The sequence below is a fragment of the Pseudomonas sp. IPO3747 genome, from assembly GCF_013385245.1.
GTDB lineage: Bacteria > Pseudomonadota > Gammaproteobacteria > Pseudomonadales > Pseudomonadaceae > Aquipseudomonas > Aquipseudomonas edaphica.
On the sequence record NZ_JACAQL010000029.1, the window covers coordinates 68996 to 85486 of the forward strand.

Consider the following 16491-nt stretch of genomic DNA (forward strand, 5'->3'; position numbering starts at 1 on the left):
TGTAACAAAATGAGTAATAGCAGTTCAGGACAAGGACTGTTGCAATTTCGGTAATTATCGCCGGCGCGCTATCCATCCTCCTGATAATCCGCCATCTGCCTGATCCATGGTGGCGCCCAAACCGCGGCCAGAGCGCCTGTTCATCCTTTCGAGCGACACCACGAATACCCCTTTGGTGCGCTTATCGCTCCCGAGGGGCGGCAGTAGGGTGGGGCCTTCTGTCACTCACCGGGGAAGACGCATGACAAAAACAACAATGCGCGCCATCTTCACGCCACAGGCGCTGGCCACGGCGGTTGCGCTGGGTTTCTGCGCCCAGGCGCAGGCTGTTTCATTCAACATCGGCGAGATCGAAGGGCAATTCGATTCCTCGCTGTCGGTCGGCGCCAGTTGGGGCATGCGCGATGCTGACAAGAAGCTGGTGGGCATTCCCAACGGCGGCACGGGGCAGGCGTCCACCGGTGATGACGGGCGGCTGAACTTCAAGAAGGGTGAGACCTTCTCCAAGATTTTCAAGGGCATTCACGACCTGGAGCTTAAGTACGGCGACAGCGGCATCTTTGTGCGCGGCAAGTACTGGTACGACTTCGAACTGCAGGACGAAAACCGCGAGTTCAAGCAAATCAGCAACAACCACCGCGACGAAGGCGCGCGCTCGTCCGGCTACGAGCTGCTGGATGCTTTTGTGTATCACAACTATTCCATCGGCGATTTGCCGGGCGCCGTGCGGGTCGGCAAACAGGTGGTGAGCTGGGGTGAAAGTACGTTTATCGGTAACTCGATCAACAGCATCAACCCCATCGACGTCTCGGCGTTCCGCCGCCCAGGCGCCGAGATCAAGGAAGGCCTGATTCCGGTCAACATGCTGTTCGCGTCCCAAAGCCTGACTAACCAGCTCTCGGTGGAAGGTTTTTACCAACTCAACTGGGAAAACACCGTGGTGGATAACTGCGGCACCTTCTTCGGTAACGACGTGGTGGCCCACGGCTGCAACGGCAACTACACGGTCGGCAGCCCGGCGATTGCGCCGTTGCAACCGGTGGCCGCGGCGTTTGGCCAGGGCTTCCAGGTGACGCGTGAAGGCGTGGTGGTGCAGCGCGCCAACGACCGCGAAGCGCGCGATGGCGGCCAATTTGGTGCGGCCTTGCGCTGGCTGGGCGATGACACCGAGTACGGCCTCTACTTCATGAACTACCACAGCCGCACGCCAACGGTGGGCACGATTACCGCCAACACCAACCTGGCCACCATCGGCCGCATCGTCAGCACTGCCAACGCCATCGCGCCCGGCAGTGGTTCGGGCCTGGCCCAGAGCACCATGCTCGGGCGTGGCCAGTATTACCTCGATTACCCGGAAGACATCCGCCTGTACGGTGCCAGCTTCTCCACCACCTTGCCCACCGGCACGGCCTGGACCGGCGAAATCAGCTATCGGCCGAATGCGCCGGTGCAACTCAACACCACCGACCTGACCCTGGCGCTGGTCAACCCGATTGCCGGCCAAACCGCCTCGCCGATCCGCAGTTCGTTCGGCTCGGACAACTCAGGTTACCGCCGCAAGGAAATCACCCAGATCCAGAGCACCATGACCCAGTTCTTCGACCAGGTGTTGGGCGCCGAACGCCTGACGCTGGTGGGCGAGGCGGCCTATGTGCACGTCGGCGGGCTGGAAGCCAAGACCAAACTGCGTTATGGCCGCGATTCGGTGTATGGCGCCTATGGTTTCGGCGGCGACACCGACGGCTTCGTCACCGCGAACTCCTGGGGTTACCGCGCCCGCGCGATCCTCGACTACAACAACGTGTTCGCCGGGGTGAACCTCAAGCCCAACCTGTCCTGGTCCCATGACGTCAGCGGCTACGGCCCCAACGGCATTTTCAACGAAGGCGCCAAGGCGATCAGCGTCGGCGTGGATGCGGACTACCGCAACACCTACACCGCGAGCCTGAGCTACACCGACTTTTTCGGCGGTGACTACAACACCCTCACCGACCGCGACTTTATCGCCCTCAGCTTCGGCGTGAACTTCTGACTTGGTTTAAGGAAGGACAACAACCTATGCGTAAGCTATTTGCAGTGATGGCCCTGAGTGTACTGGCCGCCCATGTCATGGCCGCCGTCTCGCCCGAAGAGGCCGCCAAGCTCGGCACCACCCTGACGCCGGTCGGCGCCGAAAAAGCCGGCAACGCCGACGGTTCGATCCCGGCCTGGACCGGCGGCATCCCGAAAAACGCTGGCGCGGTGGACAGCAAAGGTTTTCTGGCCGACCCGTTCGCCAATGAAAAACCGCTGTTCGTGATCACTGCCGCCACGGTCGACAAGTACAAAGACAAGCTCTCCGACGGCCAGGTGGCGATGTTCAAGCGTTACCCCGAGACCTACAAGATCCCGGTGTACCCGACCCATCGCACGGTCAACCTGCCGCCGGATATCTACGAGTCGATCAAGCGCAGCGCGCTGAACGTGCACGCGATTAACGACGGTAATGGCCTGGAAAACTTCACCGGCAACCGTTACTACGCGTTCCCGATCCCGAAAAATGGCGTGGAAGTGTTGTGGAACCACATCACCCGTTATCACGGCGGTAACCTCAAGCGCATCATCACCCAGGCCACCCCGCAAACGAATGGCAGCTACACGCCGATTCGCTTCGAAGAAGAAGTGGCGGTGCCGCAAGCCATCCCGGACATCGACCAGGCCAAGGCGGCCAACGTGCTGAGCTTCTTCAAGCAATCGGTCACGGCGCCCGCACGCCTGGCGGGCAACGTGCTGCTGGTGCATGAAACCCTCGACCAGGTGAAGGAGCCGCGTCTGGCCTGGATCTACAATGCCGGCCAACGCCGCGTGCGCCGTGCACCGCAAGTCTCGTATGACGGCCCGGGCACCGCCTCCGATGGCCTGCGCACCACCGACAACTTCGACATGTTCTCCGGCGCGCCCGACCGCTACGACTGGAAACTGGTCGGCAAAAAAGAGATGTACATCCCCTACAACAGCTACAAGCTCGATTCGCCGACCCTCAAGTACGACGACATCATCAAGGCCGGGCACATCAACCAGGACCTCACCCGCTACGAGCTGCACCGCGTGTGGGAAGTGGTCGGCACGGTCAAGCCGAGCGAGCGGCACATCTACGCCAAGCGCCACATGTACATCGACGAAGACAGCTGGCAGGTCGCGCTGGTGGACCACTACGACGGGCGAGGCCAACTGTGGCGCGTTGCTGAAGGCCATGCGCAGTTCTATTACGACCACCAAGTGCCGGCCTACACCGTGGAAACCCTGTACGACATCATTGCCGGGCGCTACATCGCGCTCGGCATGAAGAATGAGGAAAAGCGCAGTTTCGTGTTCGGCTTCGCGGCCAAGGCAGCGGATTACACGCCAGCAGCGCTGCGGTCCGAGGGCGTTCGCTGACTCAGATATAAAATATGGGAGCGAGCTTGTGTGGGAGCTGGCTTGCCTGCGATAGCATCACCTCGGTATGGCTGTTAGACCGAGGTGTCTGCATCGCAGGCAAGCCAGCTCCCACACAAGCCAGCTCCCACAGTTGTCTGCATTCTGCCTTTAATTAATGCCCTTCAATCACCCCGCTGAATACTTCTTCAACAACCGCCAACCACAGGACTAGGGTGGCGTCAGGTTGCATAACAATAAAAACGCAGGATGCAGCAATGACCGCCATGACCCGCTGCCTGGACCGTCCTGGATTCATGCCACGGCTGTCCGCCCATCACCTGTTACGCCCGCAATTGACCGAGCCGTTGCTCGCAGCAACCGTGAGGGTGAAGTTGCTGTGCGCGCCGGGTGGCAGTGGCAAAAGCGCGTTACTGGCCGAGTGTGCCTTGCAGGCGCCCAAGGGTTGCCAGGTCTATTGGCTGCCACTCAATGGTGCTGCTTTGAGCCCCGATGAGTTGTGCCAACGCTTGGCGCACAACCTGGGGCTGGCGTTTGTCGATGAAGCTACCTTGTTGCTTGACCTCAGCCGCTGGCAGCCCACGGCGTGGTTGTTCCTGGATGATTACTGCCGCCTGCCCGCGCCCGAGCTGGATGCTTTGCTCGACCGCCTGCTCAGTGTCGCCAGCCCGGCGCTGACCTGGTGGCTGGGCGCGCGGCGGCGACCGGCATGCAACTGGCCGCGGTTGTTGCTCGACGATGAACTGTTGGTGTGCAGCGAGCTGAACTTCAGCCCGGCGCAAGTCCAGCAACTGCTCGGCGGCGGGCAAAGCTTCGACAGCGTGATGCAGTTCAGCGGCGGTTGGTGCGCCGGTGTACGCATTGCCTTGCTCGGTGATGGTCACCCGGACAAAACCTTGCTCGACTACCTGCAACACGAACTGCTGCGCACCTTGCCGGTCGAGTTGGCTGAGGCCTGGCGGGTATTGGCGCACCTGCCGCGCTTCAACCCGGGCCTGTGTGAGCACCTGTTCGGCGCTGGCGACGGCGCCCACTACCTGCGGGAGTTGCAGGCATTGGGCGCCTTTATCCAGCCCTGGGAAGACACCACCGATTGGCTGCAGGTCTTTGCGCCGCTCGCACGCTTGCTGCGCGATGAGCCCTGGCCGGCCAAGCGCGCCTGGCATCGGCGTGCCTGCCAATGGTTTACCGCCGAGTGCGATTGGCAAGCCGCGTTTGAACAGGCCTTGCTGGCCGAAGCGTTTGATATGGCGGTGAGCCTGTTGCAACACTTCAGTTTTGAAGACTTGTTCCGTCAGCAGAATGCGCAGCTTTTGCTGCGTCTGCATGAGCAACATGGCGATGAATTGATGCTTGGCTCCGCACAACTGGTGGGGCTGGTGACGGCCGCATTGTTGTTCGCCGGGCGCTTTGAGCAAGCCGGTGTGTGCATCGACCAGCTTGCCCGGTTTGCACCACAGCCGACGGCGGCGAAACAGCGGCATTTACTGGCGCGCTGGCAGGCGCAATGGGGCTGGTTGTTGCACCTCAATGGGGATGCCGAGCGCTCCCGCGAGCATTTTCTGGAGGCTTTGCAAGCGTTGCCCGACAGCGCCTGGACTTCCCGGCTGATGTGCCTTTCGGGCCTGACCCAGCAAGCCTTGCTGCGCGGCGAGCTGGACGTGGGCCAAGCCTTGAACCGCGAAGCGCTGTGCCTGGCGCGTGCCCATGGTTCATTGGTGCTGGAAGCGCTGCTGGAACTGGATCATGCGCAATTGCTGGAGCAACGCGGTGCACCGTATCGGGCGCAAAGCCTGCTGGAAAATGTGCAGGCGATGCTGGCGCGCCAGCGCCTCAAGGCGGGGCCACTGGTAGGGCGTATCGCCCTGCGGCGCGGGCATCTGGCGTTGCGCCAAGGCCAGGACGCGCTCGCCGGTGAATGTTTCGAGAGCGGTTTGAGCCTGTGCCTGCACAGTCAGGACAAGCGCGTGCTCTATGGGTTTCTCGGCCTGGCGTTGCTGGCGGCCAACCATGGCGATTACGCCCAGGCGTTTGCCCAGCTGCGCGAAGCGGAGCGCTTGATGCAGCAACGCCATGTGCCGGACTCGGTATACCGCGCGGTGCTGCTGTTGGTCAGTGGGCACTTCTGGTTGCAACAGGGCCGTGCCGAACTGACCGTGGAAGCAGTGCGCCGGGTGCTGCGCCACTTCCGTGGGCCACAGGCCCGGCAAGCACCGCCGGCTACGCTGGAACTGATTCCACGGCTGGAGTACTTGCTGGTGCTGGCCGAGGTGAAGCTGGGTGTGGCCGTTCAGCCCATGGAGCGCCTGTATGCCTTGCTCGACACCACCCAACAACGCGGCATGCTCTGCCTGGAAACCGAGCTGCACCTGGTGCTGGGCGAAGTGGCCTGGCAGTTGGGCGACTCAGCCGTGGCCCGGCGCGCCCTGCAAACCGGGCTGGAGCTGGCGCAACGCTGCCAGGTGCAGCAGGCGATTCGCGAGCTGCGTTTGCGTGCGCCGGGGCTATTGATTGAGCTGGGTCTGGAAACCCCGGCGGCGCCCAGTGGCGTGGTGGAAAACCCGCTGAGCCAACGCGAACTGGAAGTGCTGCAGCTGATCGCCCAAGGCAACTCCAACCTGGAAATCGCCGACCGGCTGTTTATCTCGCTGCACACCGTCAAGACTCACGCGCGGCGTATCCACAGCAAGCTCGGCGTGGAGCGACGCACCCAAGCGGTGGCCAAGGCCAAGACATTGGGCTTGATGGTTTAGGCGCAGAACGCCTGGCGGTATTCCCCGGGCGTGGCGCCCATGGCCTGGCGAAAACGGTGGGTAAAGTGGCTGGCGCTGGAGAAGCCACACCGCCACGCAATCTCGCCAAGGGGCAGGGCGCCGCCACGCAACAGGGCTTGCGCACGCGCCAGGCGACGTGCCAACAGGTACTGGTGGGGCGGCAGGCCGAAGCTTTGGCGGAACATTCGCGCAAAATGGTATTCCGACAGCGCGCACAGGCCGGCCAGTTGCCCGAGGCTGATCGGGTCTTCCAGGTGGTGGTCGATAAACTCCACCAACAGCCGCCGCTGATGCGCCGCCAACCCGCCCTTCAAACGCAGGCCATCGCGTGCGCCGACTTGGCTGAGCAAGGTGTGGCTGAGCATTTCATGGGCCAGACTGCTGGTCAGCAGGCGCTCGGCGGGCTCCTGCCAGTTGAGGGCGATCAGTTGGTGAAAGCGTTGGGCCTGGCTGGCGTCTTCGAGGAAGGTGCTTTCGCGCAGTTGCAGTTCCCGCGGTTCGCGATCGAGCAACGTGACGCAGCCGAGGGCAAATTGCTCGGGACTGAAATACACGTGGGCCAGGCGGATCTCACCGTTGATCACCCAAGCCGACTGGTGCTCGGCGGGCAGTATGCAGAGTTTATCCGGGCCGCCCTTGGTGCCAGGCTGATCGCGCCGAAAGGTGCCGGTGCCACCGCCGATGTAGCAGGACAAGGTGTGATGGGTCGGCGCCTGGTAGTCCTGCGAGTCGTGATGGTTGCTCCACAAGGCCGCAGACAAGCCGTCACCGAGCTCGGCGCAGGCTTCCAGGCGTGCGTTGGGCGAGCGGTTAAGGGCTTGAAAGACTTGCAGGGATTCCAGATCAGGCATGGTTGTGCTCTCCGACGTCTTGCATCCTACTCCCGCCGGCGATGGCTGTGATCCCTGCGCCCGACAAAAGCGCAAGAATGTGCAAGAGCGCCGGCCGGCTGCCAAGGGACACTGTGGCTCAATCGACGGAGCCCGCTATGAACCTTTTCCTGTATTTACTCACCGTGCTGATCTGGGGCACCACCTGGATCGCCCTCAAATGGCAATTGGGCGTCGTGGCGATTCCTGTGTCGATCGTCTACCGCTTCGGCCTGGCGGCGCTGGTGCTGTTTGCGCTGTTGCTGCTCAGCCGCAAGTTGCAGGTGATGAACCGGCGCGGGCATTTGATCTGCCTGGCGCAGGGGCTGTGCCTGTTCTGCGTCAACTTCATGTGCTTCCTGACCGCCAGCCAATGGATCCCGAGCGGTCTGGTGGCAGTGGTGTTTTCTACCGCCACGTTGTGGAACGCCCTCAATGCCCGGGTGTTTTTTGGCCAGCGCGTAGCACGTAACGTGTTGATGGGCGGCGCGCTGGGGTTGCTGGGGCTGGGCTTTCTATTCTGGCCGGAACTGGCAGGGCATACCGCCAGCCCGCAGACCTTGCTCGGCCTAGGGTTGGCATTGTTGGGGACGATGTGTTTCTCGGCGGGCAATATGCTCTCGAGTCTGCAACAGAAGGCCGGGCTCAAGCCGCTGACCACCAATGCATGGGGCATGGCCTATGGCGCTTTGATGCTGGCGACTTACTGTGCGGTGCGCGGCATTCCTTTCGACATGGACTGGAGTGCGCGGTATATCGGCGCTCTCTGGTATTTGGTGATTCCGGGTTCGGTGATCGGCTTTACTGCGTACCTCACCCTGGTTGGGCGCATGGGGCCGGAGCGGGCGGCGTATTGCACGGTGCTGTTTCCGGTGGTGGCGCTGAACGTGTCGGCGTTTGCCGAGGGATACCAGTGGACCGCCCCGGCGCTGATGGGGCTGGTGTTGGTGATGTTGGGGAATGTGCTGGTGTTTCGTAAGCCTAAGCTGGTTCAACCGGTCTTGCAGGCGAAGGCTATCTAATGTGGGAGCTGGCTTGCCTGCGATGGCGGTGGGTCAGTCAAAGTTGAGCTAGCTGACCCACCGCAATCGCAGGCAAGCCAGCTCCCACAGTTGCCCTATTTGAGGCCCAGGCGCTTGGCCATGCGGCCGAGGTTGGCGCGGTCCAGGCCGAGTTCGCGGGCGGTGCTGGCCCAGTTGTGCTGATGGCGTTCCAGGCAAGCGCTGATGATTTGGCGCTGGTAGTGCTCGGTGGCCTGGCGCAGGTCGCCGGTCGCGGCCAGCGGCGCTTGCAGCGGTGCTTCGATAGCCGGCGCGCTGACGTCCGGCAGGTCCAGGTCCTGGGCGCTCAGGCTCAGAATCTTCGGCCGCTCGCGGCAGTTACCCAGGGCTTTGAGCGCGCTGCGCCCGATCAAATGTTCCAGCTCCCGCACATTGCCTGGCCAGTTATAGGCCAGCAGCGCGGCCTGGGCGTCGCTGGTCAGGCGCAGGCTGCCCAGGCCCATGCGCGAACGGTTCTGCTCCAGGAAGTACCCCGCCAGCAGCAACACGTCCCGCCCGCGCTCACGTAGCGCCGGCACTTGCAGCGGGTACACGCTCAGGCGGTGGTAGAAGTCGGCGCGGTAGCGGCCATTGCGCACTTCTTCGGCGAGGTCGCGGTTGGTGGCGGCAATCAGGCGTACATCCACCTGGTGTTCCTTGTCCGAACCCAAGCGCTGCAACTGGCCGCTTTGCAGCACACGCAGTAATTTGGCCTGCACGGTCAGCGACAACTCGCCCACTTCATCCAGGAATAGGGTGCCGCCATTGGCCAGCTCGAACTTGCCACGGCGTTCATTCAACGCGCCGGTAAAGGCGCCGCGCACGTGGCCGAACAGCTCGCTTTCCACCAGGGTTTCCGGGAGCGCGGCGCAGTTGAGGCTGATCATCGGCTTGTCCGCACGCGGGGACGCGGCGTGGATGGCTTGGGCGACCAGCTCCTTGCCGACCCCGGTTTCGCCGGTAATCAGCACGGTCAGGTCGCTGCCGCCCACCAGCTTGATCTCCTCGACCAGACGCTTGTGCGCCTTGCTCTGGCCGATCATTTCCTTGTGCTGTTGGCCGCTGGCCTGGCGGTAGATCTCGGCGCGCTGATGTTCGTCCTCGGCGCGTAATGCCAGGCGCTCGATGCGTTCGGCGACATTGACCGTGGCCGCCGCCAGGCTGGCAAAGGCTTGCAAAGCATCCAGCTCAACGCGCTCGAAACGCTCGGTGTCCAGCGCGTCGAGGGTCAGCAGGCCCCAGGGCTGGTCGTCGATAAACAGCGGGCAACCCATGCAGTCGTGCACTTCCAGGTGCCCGTGCAGGCCGTCGACCAAGCCATCGTAGGGGTCGGGCAGTTCGCTGTCGCTGTCAAAACGGGTAGGGCCAGGGCTGCTCAGCAACACTTCAAAGCGCGGGTGTTCGCTGATCTTGAAGCGACGGCCAAGGGTATCGGCGCTCAAACCATCCACTGCCAGCGGCACCAGCCACTCACCGTCCAGGCGTAACAACGCGGCGGCATCGCACGGCAACAGTGCGCGCATGGCTTGCAACAGGCGTCGATAGCGCTCGCCCTCGGGCAGTTCGCGGGACAGGTCGGCGACCAGGGGCAGCAGGGTGGTGAGCAGCGATTGTGCAGTCATAATGACTCCTTGTAGTCCTTGTGACTATAAGGTGTAGGGAGTCATACTGACTACATTATAATTAACTTATTGAATTATAACGATTAATTAGTTGGCACGAATGCTGAGTAGGTAAAGGTAATCAGTAAAGAGACCCAGGAGTCTGCCATGCTTAGTGCCCAAGACCGTGCCATCGTCAAATCCACTGTGCCCCTGCTGGAGAGCGGCGGCGAGGCGCTGATCACGCATTTTTACCGCATGATGCTCAGCGAATACCCAGAAGTTCGCCCGCTGTTCAACCAGGCCCACCAGGCCAGCGGTGACCAGCCCCGTGCGCTGGCCAATGGCGTGCTGATGTATGCGCGGCACATCGATCAGTTGGACCAACTGGGTGACCTGGTGGCCAAGATCATCAACAAACATGTGGCCTTGCAGATCCTGCCGGAACACTACCCGATTGTGGGCGCCTGCCTGCTGCGCGCCATCTCTGAAGTGCTCGGCAGCGAGATCGCCACGCCTGAGGTGATGAATGCCTGGGGCGCGGCCTACGGCCAGTTGGCCGACATCCTGATTGGCGCCGAAGCGGCCATCTACGATGAAAAAGCCCAGGCGCCGGGCGGCTGGCGCGGTGCGCGGCCATTCCTGTTGGTCAAGCGTGTGGAGGAGAGCGACGAGATCATCTCCTTCTACTTTGCCCCTGTGGACAACGGCCCGATCCTGCAAGCCGCACCGGGCCAGTACATTGGCATGAGGCTGGTGCTGGACGGCGAAGAAGTGCGCCGCAACTATTCCCTGTCGGCCCTGAGCGATGCGGGCCTGTACCGCATCAGCGTCAAACGCGAGGCCGGTGGGCGGGTGTCCAACTACCTGCATGACCAGATGCATGTCGGTGCAACCATCGACCTGTTCCCGCCATCGGGTGAGTTCACGCTGGCGGCCAGCGATAAACCGCTGGTGCTGATCAGCGGCGGGGTAGGCATCACCCCCACATTGCCCATGCTTGAAGCGGCCCTGGCAACCGAGCGCCCGGTGCACTTTATCCACTGCGCCCGCAACGGCGGCGTGCATGCGTTCCGTGATTGGGTCGATGCCCTGGCGGCCAGGCACCCGCAGCTCAAACGCTTTTACTGCTATGCCGAGGACGACGGCGTGAGCCCTGCGGCGGACAAGGTGGGGCTGTTGAGCCAGGAGCAATTGGCGGCGTGGTTACCCGAGGAACGTGACCTGGATGCGTACTTCCTGGGGCCTAAAGGCTTTATGGCGGCGATCAAACGCCATCTGAAGGCGTTGGGTGTGCCGGAGCAGCAGGCGCGCTACGAGTTCTTCGGCCCGGCGGCGGCGCTGGAATAAGTACATCTACCCTCGCCACAAGAAGCCCGGCTCTCACATTGGAATGCGATTCCCTGTGGGAGCCGGGCTTGCCCGCGATGGCGTCCGCTCAGCCACAACATTTATCCCGATTAATCCGCAGTTAACCCCTCTCTGTTTTAACCATGCTCTGTGTGTAAACTTGCCGGCATTGGCACAACGACAAAGGGAAAACGGGGATGAGTGACGAATTGCGTTTAGGCAGGGAGCGGCGCTTTCTGGTGTTGCTGGGCATCATCTGCCTGGCGCTGATTGGCGGTGCGCTGTATATGCAAGTGGTGTTGGGCGAGGCGCCGTGCCCGCTGTGTATCCTGCAGCGCTACGCATTGCTGTTGATTGCGATCTTTGCCTTTATCGGCGCCGCCATGCGCAGCAAAGGTGCGGTCACTGTGTTTGAAGGGCTGGTAGTCCTCAGTGCCGTGGGCGGCGTCGCAGTTGCAGGCCACCACGTCTACACCCAGTTCTTCCCGGAGGTCAGTTGCGGCGTCGATGTGCTGCAGCCGATTGTCGATGAACTGCCACTGGCCAAGGTGTTTCCATTGGGCTTCCAGGTCGACGGCTTCTGCAGCACGCCGTACCCGCCCATCCTTGGCTTGTCCCTGGCGCAATGGGCGCTGGTGGCGTTCGTGCTGACGGTGATTCTGGTGCCGCTGGGCATCTATCGCAATCGCCAACGCCAGGCCTGAGTCTGCTCGCCAAAACGCCCCGGTCTTCCTTGAAGGAAGTCCGGGGCGTTTTTGGTTGTAGGGATTTGTGAAAGGGCCGTGACGAGGGGCAACAATAGGTGCGCGCAGCGTGCGACATGTTGTCACACGGACGTTGCCGCAGGACGTTTCTGACCCATCAAACCGCCGCCTGAATTTGCACCCGATGGCTAAATTGTGCTGTCAGTTCATCGTTTGGGCGATGCCGCGAATGTCACGCCGTGCGAGCCATTGGGTGATGTCCGAATGCCTTGTTTTATGGGGGCTTGGATCCGTTTTGCAAGCCCTTACAAGGTGTAAGGGAAGTGGCGTTGTGCCCAATAACACGGCAATTTTTGTGGTTTTTGTTGGGAATCGAACACGATAAGATCGCGAACCTTTGCAGGATTAGTGAAGGATTGTTGCTGTAATCGATAAAAATTATTTCTTTATAAGACATGGTTTATACATCGCTAGCTAACTACAATCGCCCGCACTGAATGTCCGGTGCTGTTCAATATTTGAGCACTGGAGCGGTCGAGGGGCAGATGGACGGCTCTGTGCGACCCCAAGGTTCCGGCAGCCTTTCAACTATCCGCACCAAATGGAATTGGTCTGTAACAAGGCCTTTAACCACGAAATCGAATAAGAACTCACCGCAGGTCCGTGAAACGTACAGTTATGGCGTGACGGGCAGGCTCTTATTCAATCGAAGAGAAATGCCAACCCTTGGCAGGGTGAAGTGTTGGCGATCAAAACCCAACTGCATTGCGCAAGCTGCTTTAGAGGTCGTGAGATGAGTAAAAACAGGTACCCCCGATTACTAGGCTTTTTGCCGCTGATTGGCATGCTGTTAATGCTGGGAGGCTGCAAGTGGACCTTGATGGACCCAAAAGGACAGATCGGTCTGGATCAACGAAACCTGATCATCACCGCTACCCTGCTGATGCTGCTGGTCGTGGTCCCTGTGATCATCATGACCTTCGCCTTCGCCTGGAAATACCGCGCGTCGAACACCAGCGCTACCTACGCGCCTAAGTGGTCGCACTCCACCAAGATCGAAATCGCCGTGTGGCTGGTGCCGGTCCTCATCATCATCGCCCTGGGTTACATCACCTATAAGTCGACCCACGAGCTGGACCCTTACCGTCCGCTGGAATCCAACGTCAAGCCGATCAATATCGAAGTGGTCGCGCTGGACTGGAAGTGGCTGTTCATCTACCCGGACCTGGGTATCGCCACGGTCAACGAGATCCAGTTCCCGGAGAACACTCCGCTTAATTTCCGGATCACCTCCGATGCCGTGATGAACTCGTTTTTCATCCCTGCACTGGGCGGCCAGATCTACGCGATGGCGGGCATGCAGACTCGCCTGCACCTGATCGCCAACGAAAAAGCTGAAATGGAAGGCATCTCCGCGAACTACAGCGGCGCTGGCTTCACCGGCATGAAATTCAAAGCGATCTCGACGAGCCAGGAAGACTTCAACGCCTGGGTAGCCGCAGTCAAGGCCGCACCTAAACAGCTTGATCAAGCTGAATACGACGCCCTGACCAAACCAAGCCAGAACAACCCAGTCGCTCTGTACTCCGCGTTTGAGCCGGACCTGTTTCAGAAAATCGTCGACAAGTACGAAGGTATGAAGCCAGGCAAGCCGGTCAAGCACGAGAAGAAAGAAGTGGCCGTGGTTGAAGGTTCTGACACGGGCTCGCATTCAACTGCTGGGGCAGAGGAGTAAACGATGTTTGGTAAATTAAGTTGGGATGCGGTCCCGTTCCATGAGCCGATCGTGATGGTGACCATCGCCATGATCGCGCTGGGTGGTCTGGCACTGTTTGCTGCAATCACGTATTTCAAGAAGTGGACCTACCTGTGGACCGAGTGGCTGACGTCTGTCGACCACAAGAAAATCGGTGTCATGTACGTCATCGTTGCCATGGTCATGCTGCTGCGTGGTTTTGCCGACGCCATCATGATGCGTACCCAGTTGGCCATGGCCACCGAGGGTTCGCCTGGCTACCTGCCGCCTGAACACTATGACCAGATCTTCACCGCTCACGGTGTGATCATGATCATCTTCATGGCGATGCCATTCTTCACCGGCTTGATGAACCTGGCCTTGCCGCTGCAGATCGGTGCGCGTGACGTTGCCTACCCGTTCCTGAACTCCCTGAGCTTCTGGCTGCTGGTTTCCGGCGTGGTGCTGATCAACCTGTCCCTGGGCGTCGGCGAATTCGCCAAGACCGGTTGGGTTGCGTATCCGCCGTTGTCGGGTATTCAGTACAGTCCGGGCGTGGGTGTGGACTACTACATCTGGGCGCTACAGTTATCAGGACTCGGGACGACACTGACGGGGGTCAACTTCCTGGCCACCGTCCTGAAAATGCGCGCCCCTGGCATGAAACTGATGGACATGCCGATCTTCACCTGGACCTGCACCTGGGCCAACGTCCTGATCGTGGCTTCGTTCCCGATCCTGGCCGCTACCATGGCGCTGCTGTCGCTTGACCGTTACCTGGATTTCCACATTTTCACCAATGAACTTGGTGGCAATCCAATGATGTACGTGAACCTGTTCTGGGCATGGGGTCACCCTGAGGTGTACATCCTGATCCTGCCAGCGTTCGGTATCTTCTCTGAAGTGATCTCGACCTTTACCGGCAAGCGCCTGTTCGGTCACCACTCGATGGTTTATGCATCGGGCGCAATCTCTGTACTGGGCTTCATGGTGTGGCTGCACCACTTCTTCACCATGGGTTCGGGGGCCAGCGTCAACGCCTTCTTCGGCCTGGCGACGATGTTGATTTCGATCCCGACGGGGGTGAAGCTATTCAACTGGCTATTCACCATCTACCACGGCCGTCTGCGTATCACCAGCCAGGTTCTGTGGACCCTGGGCTTCATGGTGACCTTCGCCATCGGCGGCATGACCGGCGTACTGCTGGCCATTCCGGGTGCTGACTTCGTACTGCACAACAGCCTGTTCGTGATCGCGCACTTCCACAACGTGATCATCGGTGGTGCTGTATTCGGCTACATCGCAGGTTTCAGCTTCTACTTCCCGAAAGCGTTCGGCTTCAAGCTGCACGAAGGTTGGGGCAAGGCTGCATTCTGGTTCTGGATCTCGGGCTTCTTCGTCGCGTTCATGCCGCTCTACGCGCTGGGCTTCATGGGCATGACCCGTCGTCTGAACGCCACTACCAACCCTGAGTGGGTGCCGTACCTGTACGTCGCCATGTTCGGTGCGTTGATGATTGCTGCCGGTATTGCCTGCCAGCTGATCCAGCTGTACGTGAGCATCCGTGACCGTAAGCAGAACGCTTGCGACTCCGGTGACCCATGGAATGGCCACACCCTGGAATGGTCGACTTCGTCGCCACCGCCGTTCTACAACTTCGCTGTGATTCCTACTGCGAACACCATTGATGCGTTCACCGAAGCCAAGGAAGACGGTACTGCGTACCAGCGTCCTAAGCACTACGAGCCGATCCACATGCCGAACAACACCGCCACTGGCGTGGTGATGGGCGCGCTGTTGACCGTGTTCGGTTTCGCGATGATCTGGCACATCTGGTGGCTGGCAATCGTGGGCCTGGTAGGCACTATCGGTTACTTCATCATTCACGCTGCCCGTGATGATCAAGGCTACATGGTGCCGGTCGAGACGATCGAACGCATCGAAGCCGAGCAGCACGCTCGCCTGGTAGCCGAGAAGAAAATCCCGGCCAACCGTGTAGAAACCTCGTTGGAACAGGCTTAAACCATGTCGAACTTAGTGACCAATGCTGGACACGCCCATGTCGATGACCATGGGCACGATGACCATCACCACGACTCGGGGCCAATGACCGTATTCGGTTTCTGGCTCTACCTGATGACCGACTGCATCTTGTTTGCGTCGATCTTCGCGGTGTACGCGGTACTGGTAAACAACGTAGCGGGTGGCCCGTCGGGCCACGACATCTTCGAACTGCCTTACGTGCTCGGCGAAACCGCCTTGCTGTTGTTCAGTTCGATCACCTACGGCTTCGCCATGTTGGCCTTCTACAAGGGCAACAAGAAAGGCGTACTGAGCTGGTTGGCACTGACCTTCCTGTTCGGCCTGGGCTTCATCGGCATGGAGATCAACGAGTTCCACCTGCTGATCTCCGAAGGCTACGGCCCGCACCGTTCCGGCTTCCTGTCCGCGTTCTTCACGCTGGTAGGCACCCACGGTCTGCACGTAACTGCCGGCCTGCTGTGGATGGCGGTGATGATGTATCAGGTCAATAAGCACGGCCTGACCAACACCAACAAGACTCGCCTGAGCTGCCTGAGCCTGTTCTGGCACTTCCTGGACGTGGTCTGGATCTGCGTATTCACCGTCGTTTACTTGATGGGGACTCTGTAATGGCTAATGCACACTCCCATGACCATGACAGCCATGATGCGAGCCACGGCAGCGTAAAGTCTTACGCTATCGGTTTCATCCTGTCGGTCATCCTGACCCTGATCCCGTTCGGCCTGGTGATGTACCCAACCTTGCCGAAGTCGATCACCTTGATGATCGTCCTGGCGTTCGCGGTGATTCAGGTTCTGGTTCACCTGGTGTACTTCCTGCACCTGGATCGCTCGAAAGAGCAGCGCGATAACGTGATTGCGTTCGTGTTCGCAGGTCTTGTGATCCTGCTGCTGGTTGGCCTGTCGATATGGATCATGTTCAGCATCCATACGTTCATGATGGCGAAGTGAGGTAAGAC

12 protein-coding genes are annotated in these 16491 nt (G+C 60.4%); 10 read left to right on the plus strand and 2 right to left on the minus strand.

The annotated features are described in order from the left end of the window. Window positions 1-241: 241 nt before the first annotated feature. From HX790_RS27990 to HX790_RS28000, 3 genes are all read left to right on the plus strand, one after another. On the plus strand, window positions 242-2032 hold the full coding sequence (locus tag HX790_RS27990) for a DUF1302 domain-containing protein (protein ID WP_099549448.1): 1791 nt from the start codon (window positions 242-244) through the stop codon (window positions 2030-2032). 26 nt (window positions 2033-2058) lie between these two features. After that, a complete protein-coding gene (locus HX790_RS27995; RefSeq protein ID WP_017135078.1) occupies window positions 2059-3417 on the plus strand; it encodes a DUF1329 domain-containing protein in 1359 nt (452 codons plus the stop codon). A gap of 257 nt (window positions 3418-3674) precedes the next feature. Continuing rightward, window positions 3675-6170, plus strand: a complete 2496-nt coding sequence (locus HX790_RS28000) for a LuxR C-terminal-related transcriptional regulator (RefSeq protein WP_176992547.1) — start codon at window positions 3675-3677, stop codon at window positions 6168-6170. Here the strand turns inward: HX790_RS28000 and HX790_RS28005 are convergent. Beyond that, window positions 6167-7042, minus strand: coding sequence for a helix-turn-helix domain-containing protein (locus HX790_RS28005; RefSeq protein WP_017135076.1), 876 nt, complete (start codon window positions 7040-7042; stop codon window positions 6167-6169). The genes HX790_RS28000 and HX790_RS28005 overlap by 4 nt on opposite strands. A gap of 137 nt (window positions 7043-7179) precedes the next feature. Between HX790_RS28005 and HX790_RS28010 the strand changes: the two genes are divergently transcribed. After that, window positions 7180-8082 (plus strand): DMT family transporter, encoded by a 903-nt coding sequence (locus HX790_RS28010; protein ID WP_170040518.1) that lies wholly within the window; start codon window positions 7180-7182, stop codon window positions 8080-8082. Window positions 8083-8177: 95 nt separating this feature from the next. Here HX790_RS28010 and norR read toward each other — a convergent pair whose 3' ends face one another. Continuing rightward, window positions 8178-9722: a nitric oxide reductase transcriptional regulator NorR gene (norR, locus tag HX790_RS28015; RefSeq protein WP_017135074.1), complete on the minus strand. Its 1545-nt coding sequence runs from the start codon at window positions 9720-9722 to the stop codon at window positions 8178-8180. 147 nt (window positions 9723-9869) lie between these two features. Between norR and hmpA the strand changes: the two genes are divergently transcribed. The 6 genes from hmpA to cyoD all read left to right on the plus strand — a co-directional run bounded on the left by hmpA (window position 9870) and on the right by cyoD (window position 16483). Then, complete coding sequence (gene hmpA / locus HX790_RS28020; RefSeq protein WP_169988427.1) at window positions 9870-11051, plus strand: NO-inducible flavohemoprotein; 1182 nt, start codon at window positions 9870-9872, stop codon at window positions 11049-11051. Window positions 11052-11248: 197 nt separating this feature from the next. Further along, window positions 11249-11755 carry a disulfide bond formation protein B gene (locus HX790_RS28025; protein WP_138450519.1) on the plus strand — a complete coding sequence of 169 codons (507 nt, stop codon included), beginning with the start codon at window positions 11249-11251 and terminating at the stop codon, window positions 11753-11755. A 793-nt stretch (window positions 11756-12548) separates the two neighbouring features. Further along, window positions 12549-13490: a ubiquinol oxidase subunit II gene (cyoA, locus tag HX790_RS28030; protein ID WP_026013527.1), complete on the plus strand. Its 942-nt coding sequence runs from the start codon at window positions 12549-12551 to the stop codon at window positions 13488-13490. A 3-nt stretch (window positions 13491-13493) separates the two neighbouring features. After that, on the plus strand, window positions 13494-15512 hold the full coding sequence (cyoB, locus tag HX790_RS28035) for a cytochrome o ubiquinol oxidase subunit I (protein WP_017135070.1): 2019 nt from the start codon (window positions 13494-13496) through the stop codon (window positions 15510-15512). Between the two features lie 3 nt (window positions 15513-15515). After that, a complete protein-coding gene (locus tag HX790_RS28040) occupies window positions 15516-16142 on the plus strand; it encodes a cytochrome o ubiquinol oxidase subunit III (RefSeq protein ID WP_010206435.1) in 627 nt (208 codons plus the stop codon). Next, window positions 16142-16483: a cytochrome o ubiquinol oxidase subunit IV gene (gene cyoD / locus HX790_RS28045; protein ID WP_010206434.1), complete on the plus strand. Its 342-nt coding sequence runs from the start codon at window positions 16142-16144 to the stop codon at window positions 16481-16483. Before HX790_RS28040 ends, cyoD begins: the two co-directional genes overlap by 1 nt. Window positions 16484-16491 lie beyond the last annotated feature (8 nt).